Annotated in this window: 14 protein-coding genes; all 14 read right to left on the bottom strand. The window is 68.1% G+C overall.

Annotation, left to right across the window (positions count from 1 at the left end; genetic code table 11):
* Positions 1 to 52: 52 nt before the first annotated feature.
* Complete coding sequence (locus tag JLDANKMP_RS21635) at positions 53 to 2,302, bottom strand: CocE/NonD family hydrolase (RefSeq protein ID WP_212562078.1); 2,250 nt, start codon at positions 2,300 to 2,302, stop codon at positions 53 to 55.
* A 116-nt stretch (positions 2,303 to 2,418) separates the two neighbouring features.
* A complete protein-coding gene (locus JLDANKMP_RS21630; RefSeq protein WP_212562077.1) occupies positions 2,419 to 4,554 on the bottom strand; it encodes a bifunctional diguanylate cyclase/phosphodiesterase in 2,136 nt (711 codons plus the stop codon).
* Between the two features lie 164 nt (positions 4,555 to 4,718).
* Complete coding sequence (gene fliR, locus JLDANKMP_RS21625; RefSeq protein WP_005409539.1) at positions 4,719 to 5,510, bottom strand: flagellar biosynthetic protein FliR; 792 nt, start codon at positions 5,508 to 5,510, stop codon at positions 4,719 to 4,721.
* 13 nt (positions 5,511 to 5,523) lie between these two features.
* Positions 5,524 to 5,793 carry a flagellar biosynthetic protein FliQ gene (locus JLDANKMP_RS21620; protein ID WP_005413254.1) on the bottom strand — a complete coding sequence of 90 codons (270 nt, stop codon included), beginning with the start codon at positions 5,791 to 5,793 and terminating at the stop codon, positions 5,524 to 5,526.
* Between the two features lie 82 nt (positions 5,794 to 5,875).
* Positions 5,876 to 6,655, bottom strand: coding sequence for a flagellar type III secretion system pore protein FliP (gene fliP / locus JLDANKMP_RS21615; protein ID WP_005409541.1), 780 nt, complete (start codon positions 6,653 to 6,655; stop codon positions 5,876 to 5,878).
* A gap of 1 nt (position 6,656) precedes the next feature.
* Complete coding sequence (gene fliO, locus JLDANKMP_RS21610) at positions 6,657 to 7,076, bottom strand: flagellar biosynthetic protein FliO (protein ID WP_212562076.1); 420 nt, start codon at positions 7,074 to 7,076, stop codon at positions 6,657 to 6,659.
* Complete coding sequence (gene fliN / locus JLDANKMP_RS21605) at positions 7,073 to 7,408, bottom strand: flagellar motor switch protein FliN (protein WP_005409543.1); 336 nt, start codon at positions 7,406 to 7,408, stop codon at positions 7,073 to 7,075. Before fliN ends, fliO begins: the two co-directional genes overlap by 4 nt.
* Positions 7,405 to 8,409 carry a flagellar motor switch protein FliM gene (fliM, locus tag JLDANKMP_RS21600; RefSeq protein ID WP_005409544.1) on the bottom strand — a complete coding sequence of 335 codons (1,005 nt, stop codon included), beginning with the start codon at positions 8,407 to 8,409 and terminating at the stop codon, positions 7,405 to 7,407. The genes fliN and fliM overlap by 4 nt, the downstream gene beginning before the upstream one ends.
* Positions 8,410 to 8,419: 10 nt before the next feature.
* Positions 8,420 to 8,935: a flagellar basal body-associated FliL family protein gene (locus JLDANKMP_RS21595; RefSeq protein WP_012480107.1), complete on the bottom strand. Its 516-nt coding sequence runs from the start codon at positions 8,933 to 8,935 to the stop codon at positions 8,420 to 8,422.
* A 246-nt stretch (positions 8,936 to 9,181) separates the two neighbouring features.
* Positions 9,182 to 10,339: a flagellar hook-length control protein FliK gene (locus tag JLDANKMP_RS21590; protein ID WP_212562075.1), complete on the bottom strand. Its 1,158-nt coding sequence runs from the start codon at positions 10,337 to 10,339 to the stop codon at positions 9,182 to 9,184.
* Positions 10,339 to 10,806 carry a flagellar export protein FliJ gene (gene fliJ / locus JLDANKMP_RS21585; RefSeq protein WP_212562074.1) on the bottom strand — a complete coding sequence of 156 codons (468 nt, stop codon included), beginning with the start codon at positions 10,804 to 10,806 and terminating at the stop codon, positions 10,339 to 10,341. Before fliJ ends, JLDANKMP_RS21590 begins: the two co-directional genes overlap by 1 nt.
* Positions 10,807 to 10,809: 3 nt before the next feature.
* Positions 10,810 to 12,195 carry a FliI/YscN family ATPase gene (locus JLDANKMP_RS21580; RefSeq protein WP_005413257.1) on the bottom strand — a complete coding sequence of 462 codons (1,386 nt, stop codon included), beginning with the start codon at positions 12,193 to 12,195 and terminating at the stop codon, positions 10,810 to 10,812.
* Positions 12,192 to 12,833: a FliH/SctL family protein gene (locus JLDANKMP_RS21575; RefSeq protein ID WP_005409549.1), complete on the bottom strand. Its 642-nt coding sequence runs from the start codon at positions 12,831 to 12,833 to the stop codon at positions 12,192 to 12,194. The genes JLDANKMP_RS21580 and JLDANKMP_RS21575 overlap by 4 nt, the downstream gene beginning before the upstream one ends.
* Entirely contained in the window at positions 12,830 to 13,816 is a 987-nt protein-coding gene (fliG, locus tag JLDANKMP_RS21570) for a flagellar motor switch protein FliG (RefSeq protein WP_024958226.1), read from the bottom strand. The genes JLDANKMP_RS21575 and fliG overlap by 4 nt, the downstream gene beginning before the upstream one ends.
* Positions 13,817 to 13,821 lie beyond the last annotated feature (5 nt).

Genomic DNA, 13,821 nt, shown 5'->3' with positions numbered 1-13,821 from the left:
GTGCAAGAAGTGTTCCGTGATGGGCCGTTGCCTATCCACGCATGGTATGGATCTACTGTAGGGAGTCGCTGGCAGGGTGCAGGGGAATCGTCAGAACACTGTCGCTGTGCCACTCCACCTGCAGGGGGGCGCCCGCAGCGGCGGCCGATTCGTCGCTGACATCGCGGCCGCTGCCGTGGTTGACCTGGTGCATGGCGTCCTTCAGCACATCCACCTTCACCAGCAGGCGGCTGCCGGCAGCCAGGCGGCGGGCGACCATGCGCGTGCGATCGAAGGGCAGGTGGGTCCATTGGCCGGGCTGCAGTAACTGGCGCGTGCTCGGGTCACGCACGTGGCTGGCCCGGCCCATGTAATAGGACAGCTGCATCCGGCGTCCATCGGCGAGCAGCTCGTACACGGTGACGGTGAAGTCGAAGTCGCGCTTGTTGATCCGTACCTTCAGGTCGCCGGAGAAGCTGCCCACCAGATCCATCGGACCGGCAAAGGGATCGGTGGCAAAGGACAGCGCGGTATCCCTTTCGTCCTGCGCCGCGATGATCGGGAACGGGTAGTAGCCGTGCCGCATTTCGTTGCGGTCGGCCATGTCCACGGTCTGCCCCAGCTGGCCCGGCGCTGCCGGCTGTTCCTGCAGGCGGTGGTAGCCATCGGGCGAAGCGGGTGCGGCCGACAGGTGGTAGCGGCGGTGGGCACCTGCGGCGGCGTCCAGTGTTGCCGCATGCCCCCAGCGGTTGGCGCCCATCAGCTGGTAGTTTACGCGGTCGGGCACCAGCGCCGGGCGAGGGGCGCCGCGCAGCACATGGTCCAGCCACTGGAAGGTCAGTGCGGGCGTGTCGAACTGCGCGACGGCGTCCAGGTCGTATCCACGCAGCTGCATCGGCTTGAGCGCCGACTGCGCACCGCGATGGTCATAGGGGCCAATCAGCAGGGCATGGTCGGCATCGGGGCGGTGCCGCAGGTGGTCCTTGAAGTACTGCAGTGCCGAGATCTGGCCGTCGTCGTAGTACCCGGTGATGGTCAGCACCGGGATGCGGATGTCGTCGAACTGGTCGCCATAGGGAACCATCGACTGCCAGTAGGCGTCGTACGTCGGGTGATCGAGCCAGCGCTGCAGCCAGGGGTTGGGCGTGCCGTCGATCTGGTCGATCTGCCGGTAAGGGCGGCCGGAGGCATACCAGCGGCGGGGCAGCTGTGACCAGCGTTCGTTCTGGTTGTAGGTGTCGTTGTCCAGCATCGGGCCATTGGCCACATAGAACGCCCAACCGTAGTTGGCACTCAGGAACACGTTGTTCTCCATCGGCAGGCCCTGGCCGGGGATGGCGGCAACGTAGGGCACGATGGTCTTCAATGCGGGATGGTGATGGCGCGCCGCCGCCCAGGCAGTAAAGCCCTCGTAGCTGCCGCCATACATGGCCACCCGGCCATCGCTCCATGGCTGGCGGCTGATCCAGTCGATGGCCGCGTTGGCGTCCGCGCCGTCATGCTCGTAGGGGGCGATGGTGCCGCTGCCCTGGCCCTTGCCGCGCGCATCGACCACGATGCCGGCGTAGCCATGCGCGGCGGCCAGCAGCATCTTCTGCCGGTTCTTGGGTGGATCGGTGTAGATGGTGAACAGCATGGCCGCAGGCAGGGGCGCCGATGCGGCGCGAGGGCGGGCCAGCTGCGCCGACAGCACGACGCCATCGCCAACGGGGATGCGCAATGCGTCGTCGATGGCGAAGCGGCGCTGCTCTTCCGCCGCGACCAGCGGAGGGGCCAGGGCAGCGGCCAGGGTCTGCGCACGCAGTACCGCCCGCAGGCGCAGCAGTTCCAAAGCGACGGCCTCGGCAATGGTCGTCGCCCCCGCCTGTGCCGCGACGGCCTGCTTCAGCTGGGCGCGCACCGGGGCTGGCTCAACCGAGAGTGCGGCACCGGCCTGCACTGCGGCAACGTCGTCGAGGGCGACGAAGGTGCTGTGGAAGGCACGCACATAAGCGGCGTTGTCCCGCTCGCCGGCGGTGGCAAGCAGCAGCATCGGCAGCCAGCGCTGCATCGCCGCGGTGTCGCCGTCGCTTGCCAGCGATGCGCGTACCCGCTGGATCGATTGCCGCGCTTCGGCGGTCTGGCCCATCGCCAGCAGCGCGTGGCCGCGCTGTGCATCGGTCAGGTCGGGCGACTTCAACACGCCCTTGCCGAGGACCTGCAGGGCGGCGTCGACCTGGGCCGGGGAAGCATCGGCTGGTAATGACCACGGCAGATCAGCGGCAGCAGCGTGGCCAACAGCAAGGGCCAGCAACAGGCCAGCAAGGGGGGTGCGTAGGGCCACGGGCGCTTCCTGGGATGAGGGTGGAACGGCGCATCCACGCGTGGCGTGGATCTACCGAAGGCCAACCAATGGTAGCGCCGGGCCGTGCCCGGCGGGAGCCGAGCGCAGGCTCGGCGCTACCGGGGCGCGTTGTCGCTGGGCGGTGGGCTCTGCGCCAGTTCCACCCGCGGCCGGGGCAGGTCGTGCAGCTGCATGAAGCGCGCCGCATCGACCGGCCGTCCCAGCAGGTAGCCCTGCAGGTAGTCGCAGCCCAGGCGCTCCAGGTAGGCGCGCTGGGCGGCGGTCTCCACGCCCTCGGCGACGATGTCCATGTCCAGCGCATGGCCCAGCGCCACGATCGCCGAGACGATCACCACGTCCTCTGCACTGTGTTCCAGGTCGCGCACGAACGCATGGTCGATCTTGATCTCGGTGGCTGGCAGCCGCTTCAGGTACAGCAGGCTGGAATAGCCGGTGCCGAAGTCATCGATGGAGATGCCTACGCCCAGCGCCGACAGCGCCTGCAGCAGGCGCAGGCTGGTGTCGGTATCGCGCATCACCGTGCTTTCGGTGATTTCCAGCACCAGGTGGCGCGGGGCGAGGTTGTGGCGTTCGATCACCGCGCGCACATCCTGCAGCAGGTGCGGCGAACTGAACTGCACCGGCGACAGGTTCACCGACATCGACCAGCCTTCGTGACCGGCATCGTGCCAGCGCCGCAGCTGCAGGCAGGCCTGGTCCAGCGCCCAGCGCCCGATCTCGTTGATCGCGCCGCTGCGCTCGGCCAGGCGGATGAACCGATCGGGCGGAATCAGGCCATGCTCCGGATGGTGCCAGCGGATCAACGCTTCGGCACCGGCCACCTTCTGCGTGGCCACGCGGATCTTGGGCTGGTAGTGCAGGAACAACTGCTCGCTGCCGATGGCCCGGCGCAGGTCGGCCAGCAGCCGGAACTGTTGTTCGGCGCTGTCATTCATCCAGTCGGCGAACAGCACGAAGGCGTTGCGCCCGGATTCCTTGGCCTGGTACATCGCCGCGTCGGCAAAGGCCATCAGCTGCCGCTCGCTGGCGGCATGGTCGGGGCAGATCGCCACACCGATGCTGGCGGTTACCTGCAGTTCGTTGTCCGGCAGCAGCGGCCCACTGCCGACCGCCTGCAGGATGCGCCGGGCGAGGGTTGGCAGATCCTCATCGTGCTCGATGCGCACCACCAGCACGAACTCATCGCCGCCCAGGCGCGCCAGCATGTCATGCGGGCGCAGCAGCTGGCGGGTGCGCTCGGCCACCGCCACCAGCAGTGCGTCACCCGCCTGGTGGCCATAGGCGTCGTTGACCTGCTTGAAACCGTCCAGGTCCATGAACATCACCGCGAAGCGGCTGCCGCCCTGTTCGGCCTCGGCCAGTGCCTGCACGATGCGGCGCTGCAACAGCAGGCGGTTGGGCAGGCGGGTGAGCGGATCATGCAACGCGGCCTGGGTCAGTTCCTGCTGCGCATCGGTCAACGAAGTGCTCAGCATGGAATTGCGCAGTCGTAGCAGCTGCGCCTCCACCCGCTGGTCCAGCCAGGACACCACCAGCACCACCGCGAGGATCGCGACCGTCAGCACCACTACCAGCATCGCCAGCCACTCGTTCTGCAGGCCATCGCCGACCGCCGCGCCGCAGATGCTGCCTTCCGGAAAGCGTGCGGCGGCCATGCCGGTGTAGTGCATGCCAACGATGGCCAGCCCGAGCAGGCCAGCGGCTGCCAGCCGGTCGCCGACACGGGTGCGCTGCGCGCGCAGGCGGAATGCCACATACAACGCAGTCCATGAGGCGGCGACCGCCACGATCAGCGAGAACAGCAGCCAGCCCGGGTCATAGTCGATGCCGGGTTGCATGCGCATCGCCGCCATGCCGACGTAGTGCATGCCGGCAATGCCGGTACCCATCAGCAATGCCCCGCCGGCCAGGCGTGGGTGCGGCAGGGTGCGCAGCGAAACCAGCCACAGCGCGAACACCGATGAGGCGATGGCCAGGGCCAGGGAGAGCAGGGTGATCGGCAGGTCGTAGCCGAGCGGAATGGGCAGGTCGAAGGCGAGCATGCCGATGAAGTGCATCGACCAGATGCCCAGGCCCATGGCGAAGCCACCACCGAGGCGCCACCACCAGGCCGCGCCCTTGCCGGGTGCGGTGACCGTGCGCCCGGCCATCGCCAGCGCGGTGTATGACGCCATCACGGCAACCAGCAACGAGATCGCCACCAGCCACGGGTTGTACGTGCCTACCAGCATTCGTCAGTCTCCCGGACCTGCCTGTCGACGGAAACCACGGTGGGGCATGCATGAGGCAGGCCGACGCAGGGCGGCGGCCACGTGCGGCATCCCCCCGGTTGCCGCGCATTCACTCTAGCGCGCAGACCCGGGGGAAGGGCAAGCAGTAAAACGTGATGATCGGGTCAGTGTGTGACCGCGTCCGCAGCCTGGAAGGCGGCATCGAACAGGCGCTGTACCGGCGGGCCCATTTCCCCGGCCAGCAGGGCCAGCAGGAACAGGCCCAGCAGCAGTGAGACCGGCAGGCCCAGCTGGATCGGATTCAGTGCCGGGGCAGCACGCGCCAGCACGCCGAAGGCCAGGTTCACCGCCAGCATCGCCACGGTCAGTGGAATAGCCAGGGTCAGTGCGCCGCGCAGCACGGTCAGCAGGAAGGTCGGAGCGATGCTGAAGAAGGCGTGCGGGTCCGGCAGCGGGGCGCCGATCGGCAGCGCCCGGTAGCTGTCCACCACCAGCGAGATCAGCGCCAGATGGCCGTTGGCGGTGAAGAACAGCAGGCCGAACAGCAGGTAGAACCACTGCCCGATCACGCCGGAGGTGCCACCACGAAGCGGGTCGCTCATCTGCGCGAAGGCCAGGCCGGTGCCCTGGGCGATCAGTTCGCCGGCCATCGCGCCGGCCTCGAACACCAGCCGCAGCAGGAAGCCGATGGACACGCCGATGGCCAGCTCGCGGGCGATGGTCAGTACGGTGGCAGCATCGAAGCCGGTCCAGTCCGGAACCGGCGGCAGCAGCGGCGCCAGCGCGATGGCAAGGGTACCGGCCAGGATCACGCGGATCCGTGCCGGCACCGCGCGGGTGCCGACCATGGGCATGGCCATGGCCACCGCGCCGATGCGCAGCATGGTCCACAGCACGGTGCCGATCATGCCGAAGGCCTGCAGGCCGTCGGCAGCCATCTGGGTGGCGGCGTCCATCGAGGCGCGTGTCCTAGCCGATCAGGTGTGGAATGCGCTGGAACAGCAGCGTGGTGAATTCAACCAGGTGGCCGATCAGCAGGCTGCCCAGCGCGAACAGCACCGCGGTCAGTGCCGCCGCCTTGGCAACGAAGGCGATGGTCGGTTCGTTGAGCTGGGTCGCGGCCTGCACCACGCCCACCACCACGCCCACCACCAGCACGGTGAGCAGCAGCGGGCCGGCCACCCACAACACGGTGATCAGGCCGCCACGCAGTTCGGTCAAGGCAAGTTCGGGAGACATTCGGGGTCCATCTGCTTGTGTGGAGTCGAGCCGCGCTCGACTGTGCTTCTGTAGAGCCGAGCCATGCCCGACTGCCTCTCAATCACGCCGGATTGAAGCTCGCCGCCAACGTACCCACGGTCAGCACCCAGCCATCCACCAGCACGAACAGCAGGATCTTGAACGGTGCCGACACCAGCATCGGCGACAGCATCATCATGCCCATCGACATCAGCACGCTGGCCACGACCAGGTCGATGATCACGAACGGGATGAAGATCAGGAAGCCGATCTCGAAAGCGGTTTTCAGTTCGCTGGTGACGAAAGATGCGACCAGTACCGGGAACGGGATCGCGTCGGGGCTGGCGTAGGTGCCGTGCCCGGCGATGCCGGCGAAGGTCATCAGGTCGGTCTCCCGGATCTGCGCCAGCATGAAGCCGCGCAACGGCGTGGTGGTCAGCGTCCAGGCGGTCTGGAAGTCGATCTCGCCGTTGAGGTACGGCGCCATGCCGGTGCTCCAGGCCTTGTCCCAGGTCGGCATCATCACCATCGCGGTGAGGAACAGCGCCAGGCCCAGCAGCACCTGGTTGGACGGCGTCTGCCCGGTACCCAGCGCCTGGCGCAGCAGGCCCAGCACGATGATGATGCGGGTGAACGAGGTCAGCACCAGCAACATCGACGGGATCAGGGTGATCGCCGTCATCAGCAGCAGGGTCTGCAGCGGCAGGCTGACCGGCGCACCTCCGATCTTGCCGACGTTGATGTCCGGCAGTGGCGTGGTCGGTGCGCCGGGTGCAGCGAAGGCCAGTGCCGGCAACAGGCACAGGGCGAGCATCAGCAGCCACGGCATCAGGGTGGCAAGACGGGTACGGGTGACACGCATGTCAGGGGTCCTTGCGCAGCCGCTGCTGCAGCAGCTGGGCGAAAGTCGGAAGATTCTTGAAGTCCGGCACGCGCACGGGCGCGGGCGGCGGCAGCGGTTCGGGCAGGGTGTGCAGGGTGTTGATGCCGCCGGCGGTGACGCCCAGCAGCAGCTGCTGGCCGTTGACATCGACCACCACCACGCGCTCCTTGGCGCCGACACTCAGGCTGGCCACCACCTTCATGCCTTCGGCCGGGCGGAAACCACTGCCGGGCAGGCGCTTGAGCAGCCAGCCGAGGCCGATGACCAGCGCCAGCACTGCCAGCAGCGCCAGCACCGCGCCGAACAGGCTCGGTGCGGCGGCTGCGTGCTGGCCGATCTGCGGGCCGGCCGGAGCGGCGGTCTTGCCGACCGCCAGCAGGGTGGAGGCCAGCAGGCTCAACGCAGTCTCCGGATCCGCTCGCTCGGGCTGACCACATCGGTCAGGCGCACGCCGAAGCGGTCATTGATCACCACCACTTCGCCATGGGCGATCAGGGTGCCGTTGACGAACACATCCAGCGACTCGCCGGCACCACGTTCCAGTTCCACCACCGAACCCTGGTTGAGCTGCAGCAGGTTGCGGATCGGCAGGCGCGCGCGACCGACTTCCAGCGACAGCGTCACCGGTACGTCGAGGATCACGTCCAGGTTCAGGTCCGGGCCGTTCGCCTCATCGGCCTGCAGGCTGCTGAACTGGGCCGGAGTGGGTTCGAGGGCGTCGATATCGTTCATTGCGGGTCTTCCTGGATGACGGGTACGCGCGGGCGGGTGCCCGGCGGATGGGTAGCGGTGATCTTCACGGCGTTCATGCCGTTGGCGATGCCGAACTCGCCGGTGAACACCGGGATGTTCTCCACGCACACCGGCACCTGCGGGCTCAGCTCGATCGGCAGGATGTCGCCGACCTTCAGCTGGGTCAGGTCACGCAGGGTCATGCGCTTGCTGGCCAGTACGCTGGACAGGGTGACTTCGGCGATGTTGAGCTGTTCACGCAGGGTCTTGCCCCAGCTCTCGTCGCGGTCGTTGCGGTCGCTCTGGATGCCTGCGTCGAGCAGCTCGCGGATCGGCTCCAGCATCGAATACGGCAGGGTGACGTGGATGTCGCCACCGCCGCCATCGAGTTCGACGTGCAGGCGGCACACCACCACGTATTCGCGCGGCGTCACGATGTTGGCGAAGTGCGGGTTGATCTCCGAGTTGATGTACTCGAAGTCGACGTCCATCACCGGTGCCCAGGCCTCGCGCAGGTCGGCGAAGGTCTGCTTCAGCAGCAGGTGGATCACCCGCATTTCGGTGGCGGTGAACTCGCGGCCTTCGATGCGGGTGGGGTAGCGCCCGTCGCCACCGAAGAAGTTGTCGACGATGGCGAACACCAGGGTCGGCTCGAACACGATCAGGCCGGTACCGCGCAGCGGCTTGAAGCGGATCAGGTTCAGGTTGGTCGGCACATACAGCGAGTGCATGTAGTCGTTGAACTTGATCAGCTCGATGCCGCGCACCGACAGCTCGGCCGAGCGGCGGATCAGGTTGAACAGGCCGATCCGCCACAGGCGCGCGAAACGCTCGTGGACCATTTCCAGGGTTGGCATGCGACCGCGGATGATGCGGTCCTGGCTGGCGAAGTCGTACGAGCGCGCTTCGCCTGACGGCGGTTCCGGATCGGTTTCGACCGCGCCACTGTCCACGCCGTGGAGCAGGGCATCGATCTCGTCCTGGGACAACAGATCATTCATCGGTGGGCCCTTACTGAGTCACGAAGCTGGTGAACAGCAGGTCGTCGGCACCATTGCTGCCGGTCTCGGCCTTGAGCACTTTCTGCACTTCGGCCAGCGACGCAGCCTGCAGCTTCTGCTTGCCGGCGACATCGGCGATCTGGTCCGGGCTGACCTGCGAGAACAGCATCAGCAGGCGTGCGCGGATGGCGGGTGCATGGGTCTTGATCGCTTCCAGCGCGGCCGGGTCGCGGGTCATCAGCTGCACTTCCAGCTGCAGGTAGCGCGGGCCGTCGACCGGGCCGTTGAGGTTGACCACGAAGGCCGGGTCCAGCGCGAAATACTGGGCCGGTGCCGGGGTCGTGGTCTTCTTCGGGGCCTGCGCGGCCTTGTCTTCGTGCTTGGACTGGGTGAAGAACCAGACGCCGCCACCGGCGGCAGCGGCGGCCAGTACGGCCACCAGCGCGGTGATCAGGATCGGACTGCGCGGCTTGGCGGCCTTGTCCTTCTCGGCGGTCTTCTTGGTTTTGTCAGCGGCTGCGGCCACGGGGTGAAGCTCCTGAGGGTTGCTTCACCGGGATATGCAAGGGGTGTGCCGAAGGCGGGGCAGAGGGGTGCGACGGAATTCCGTCGGGGCGGCGGTGGGGCCGTGCGGAGCAAGCTCCGCACCCACCAACGCGATACTGGCCGGTGCGGCTCTATTGCCCCGGTGCCCTGGTGGGTGCCAACCGCCCCGCTCTGGTGGGGCCAACCGCACTGCCCTGGTGGGTGCCAACCTTGGTTGGCACGCCTGTCAGGCGTAGGCGTCCAGCAACCCGCGCTGGCGGATCAACTGTGCGGACGACACGTTGGTGTCGCCCGGCGACGGTTCTCCGTCACCGGCGGTCCCACCGTTGCCAGATGCTCCCGACGCATTGCCGTCGCCCCCCGGGGCCTGGTGGCCAACATCAGCGTGTGCCAGCTGGAAGCCCTGTTCGCCCAGCAGCTCGCGCAGGCGCGGCAGGCTGCTTTCCAGAGCCTGTCGCACGTCCACGTGCGGGCTGCTGAAGCTGGCATGCACCTTGTCGCCGTTCAACTGCAGGCGCACGTCGACCGGGCCCATATCGTCCGGGCTCAGGCGGATATGGGCGTGGCCGATTTTCTGGTCGGCCAGCCAGCCCAGGCGTGCGCCAATGGCCTGGTCGAAGCCGTCGTCACCCAGCACGGGCTTGGGCGTGGGTTCGCCATTGAAGATCGCGTTGCCGGTGGCGAGCGCCGCCTTCAGGTCCTGTACGGCGGCCCCCGCCGGTGCATGCAGCAGTGGTGCACTGGCGCGGTCGCCAACGGCGGCCACGTCACTGCCTTCGCCGCGCTCGCTGCGCTTGCCGGGCAGGATCATCTCCGGCAGTGGCAGCGCGCTGGCATCGCCCGCGCTGGCCGCCGCCGGTTTGCCGTCGGTCGTCGCTGCGGTGGCCGCTGCTGGCGCGGTTGCAGGCAGTGCCGGGTTCGCGGCAGGGGCAACGGGCAGTGCGCTGCCGTCGCTGGCCTGCGACGGTGCAGCGGTGGTCGGCAGGGCAGCGGCCGGATCCACGGGCGTCGGCATCGCCAGCACCAGGCCGGCCAGACCGAGCGGCGGCCAAGGGGCGTCTTCGGTCGCGGCGGGCTTGTCCTTGTCGGTAGCGGGTGCAGCCGGGGTCACGGCAACGGACGGCAGCGGTGGCGCTTCAGCGGTTAGCGCTTCGGCGTCGCTGCGTTCGCCTGGTGCCTGGCCACTGCTGTCTGTGGTCGACGGCTGGCTCGACGTGGATGGCGACGGCGTGGTGGCGCTGCCGGCAGGGGCGGGTGCAGAGGGCGCGCCGTCCTGCAGCAGCTGGCTGAAGTCCTTTCCGCCTTCGCTGCGCGGGGCGCGCGCCGCACTGTTGCTGGTGGCCGGCGTGGCAGGGTTGGCACTGCCGGCGAGTGGGGAGGGCATCACGAGCGACCTCCCTGCTCGGTGCCGTCCTGGTCTTCGGCCTGGACCAGGCGCGCGCGGCGCGCACCGATATCGTCCATCTCGCGCTGGTCGCGGCGGTCGGTCACCACTTTTTCCTCCGCGCGGTAGCTCGCGGCCAGCTGTTCCAGCACGGCCTTGTCACGGCTGGCCAGGATCAGCCGGGCGCGCTCGGCTTCCACCTTTTCGCGGTTGCCATTGACCGTGGCCTGCTGCTGTTCGACGGCACTGTCCAACCGGTCGAGGAAAGCGCGTCGGTTCAGCAGCTGCGCCGGGCTGGTGGCGGCCATCTGAGCGTTGGCATACTCCTCGGCGTAGCGGCGCAGTTCGTCCAGTCGCGATAGATGGGTATCGAGCACGCGCTGGCGTTCGGCCAGGTCGCGGGCAACCGCGTCCTCGTGTTCCTGGGCCCGCTTGAGCAGGGGATCAATGCGCTTGGACTGGTTCATGGCTTAACTCTCTTGTTCCACCAGGCGCTGCAGCGCCGCCTGGCTGTGCGGGAGATCTGCGGCCTTGGCAACGTCCTGGCCGAGGAACTCCATGATTTCCGGCCAGCGTTCCAGGGCTTCGTCGGTGGCCGCGTCGTTGCCGCGCTGGTAGGCACCGATGGCGATCAGGTCACGGTTGGCCGAGTAGGCCGAGACCAGTCGCTTCAATTTGCGGATGCGCAGGCGCCACGGCTCGTCGGCGATTTCCGTGACCACACGGCTGACCGACGATTCAACGTCGATGGCCGGGTACAGGCCGCTGTCGGCCACGCGCCGCGAGAGCAGGATGTGGCCGTCGAGGATCGCGCGCGCCGCATCGGCGATCGGGTCCTGCGGATCATCGCCTTCGGTCAGCACCGTGTAGAACGCAGTGATCGAGCCACGGCCCTTGGCGCCATTGCCGGCGCGTTCGACCAGTGCCGGCAGCTTGGCGAACACCGATGGCGGGTAGCCGCGGGTGGTCGGCGGCTCGCCCACCGACAGGCCGATCTCGCGCTGTGCCTGGGCAAAGCGGGTCAGCGAGTCCATCAGCAGCAGCACGTTCAGTCCCTGGTCGCGGAACCATTCGGCGATGGCGGTAGCGCGGTAGGCACCGTGCAGGCGCGCCAGCGGCGGCCGGTCGGCGGGACTGGCCACCACCACGGCGCGGCGCAGGCCTTCCTCGCCCAGCGTGGTCTCGACGAAATCGCGCACTTCGCGGCCACGTTCACCGATCAGGCCGACCACGATCACGTCGGCGGCGGTGTAGCGGGTCATCATGCCCAGCAGCGTCGACTTGCCGACGCCGGAGCCGGCGAACAGGCCGACACGCTGGCCGCGGCCGATCGGCAGCAGCGCGTTGATCGCGCGCACGCCCACGTCCAGCGGCTGGGTGATCGGTTCACGCGCCAGTGGATTGATCGACACGCCGGCCATGCCGACATGGCCTTCGGCGCGGATCGGGCCCTTGCCGTCCAGCGGCACGCCATCGCTGTCGATGACGCGGCCAAGCAGGCCTTCGCCCACTTCCACGCCACCGCGGCGCGCCGATGGCACCACCCGCGCATTGGGCAACAGGCCATGCAGCTCGGCACTGGGCATCAGGTAAGTGCGCTCGCCGGCGAAGCCGACCACTTCGGCATCGACCCAGCCGCCGTCGACCACTTCCACCTTGCAGCTGGCCCCCAGCGGCGCCTCGCAGCCGACGGCTTCCAGGGTCAGTCCGACCGCGCGGCGCAGCACGCCTTCGCGGATCAGGCCACGGCCATGGGCGGTATCCACGCGCAGTCCATCGAGGCGACGGGCCAGGCGCAGGTTGCGGGCCATGGCCCAGTCGGCCGGTGGCGGCGTCGGCTGCGGATCGGGGTTCATGCATTGGCTCCGGTCTGGCGGATCACCGCGTCCAGCGCGCCGCGCAGGCGGGCTTCCAGGGTGCCGTCGATGCGCACGGCTTCGGCGTGCACGCGAAGATCGCCGCGGCTGAGGCTGGTGTCTGGCACCAGGCGCTGTTGTGGCGGCAGGCTCAACAGCGGGGCGAGGGCGGCGATGTCATCCGGATGCAGTCGCACTTCGACCTCGCGGGTGCTGCCACCCACCGCGTCGATGGCCTCACCGACGAGCTGTGCCAGCAGTGCCGGGTCAGCTTCGTAGGCGCGGCCGACCAGCGCACCGGCGATGCGTACCGCCAGTTCGCCCAGCGCGCCGACCACTTCGTTCTCCAGCCGCACCAGGGGGCGGCTGAAGTTGTCTAGGATGCCTTCGATCTGCGCGGCGAGGCGACGCACTTCGGCCTGGCCCTGGCCGTAACCTTCGGCATGGCCGTGCTGGAAGCCTTCCTTCTCGGCGCTGTCCTGGATGGCCTGGATTTCCTCCAGGGTCGGCAGCTGCAGCGGCGGCTCCGGCTCGTGTTCGGGGTCCGGCTCGGTGAGTTCGAACGCATCCTCCTGCTCCAGCACCGGTTCGGGCTGGGCCAGCAGGTCCGGGGCAAGCCAGCGCACGACGTTGCTCACAGCATGGCCTCCGCGCTGCCACCGATGGTGACGGTGCCTTCATCGGCCATGCGCTTGACGATGGCCAGGATCTCGCGCTGTGCGCCTTCCACGTCGGACAGGCGCACCGGGCCACGAGCTTCCATGTCTTCCAGCAGGATTTCGGCCGCGCGCTGCGACATGTTGCGGGTGATCTTGTCGCGCACCTTGATGTCGGCACCGCGCAGGGCCAGGCCCAGGCGCTCGCCGCTCACTTCGCGCAGCACCAGCTGCATCTCGCGGTCGTCGAGGTCGACCAGGTCGTCGAACACGAACATCAGGTCCTGGATGCGGTTGCTCAACGGCGCATCGATGCGGGCGATTTCGCCCAGGATCGCCTGGTCCTGGCCGCTGTCCATGAAGTTCAGGATGTTGGCCGCGCACTGCACGCCGCCGATGTTGGACGATTTCAGGTTCTGGTTGCCGGCGAACTGGCGCTCCATGATCTCGTTGAGTTCATTGAGTGCGTTCGGCGGAATGCCGTCGAGGGTGGCGATGCGCAGCAGCACGTCCACGCGGGTACGGTCCGGCAGCAGTTTCAGCGCGTCGGCGGCCTGGTCGGTTTCCAGGTGCGCCATCACGATGGCGATGATCTGCGGGTGCTCGTTGCGCACCAGGTCGGCCACCGCACGCGGGTCCATCCACTTCAGCGCGTCCAGGCCGGTGGTGTTGCGGCCGAGCAGGATGCGGTCGATCAGGTTGCCGGCCTTCTCGCTGCCCAGCGCCTGCACCAGCATGTTGCGGATGTAGTCGTCCGAGCCCACGCCCAGCGAGGTCTTCGAGCCCAGCTCCTGGCCGAACTGGTCCATCACCCGTTCCACCTGCTCGCGGGTGATGTCGGTCATGGTGGCCATGGCGATGCCGATCTTCTGCACTTCCTTGGGTTCCATGTGGCGCAGCACTTCGGCCGCATCCAGCTCACCCAGGGACAGCAGCAGCACGGCCGCGCGCTGTACGCCGGTCAGTTGTG

Source organism: Stenotrophomonas sp. PE591, from assembly GCF_018320795.1.
GTDB classification, from domain to species: domain Bacteria; phylum Pseudomonadota; class Gammaproteobacteria; order Xanthomonadales; family Xanthomonadaceae; genus Stenotrophomonas; species Stenotrophomonas maltophilia.
The sequence above is the reverse complement of the archived record's forward strand: the minus strand, read 5'-3'. Positions and strand labels throughout refer to the sequence as shown.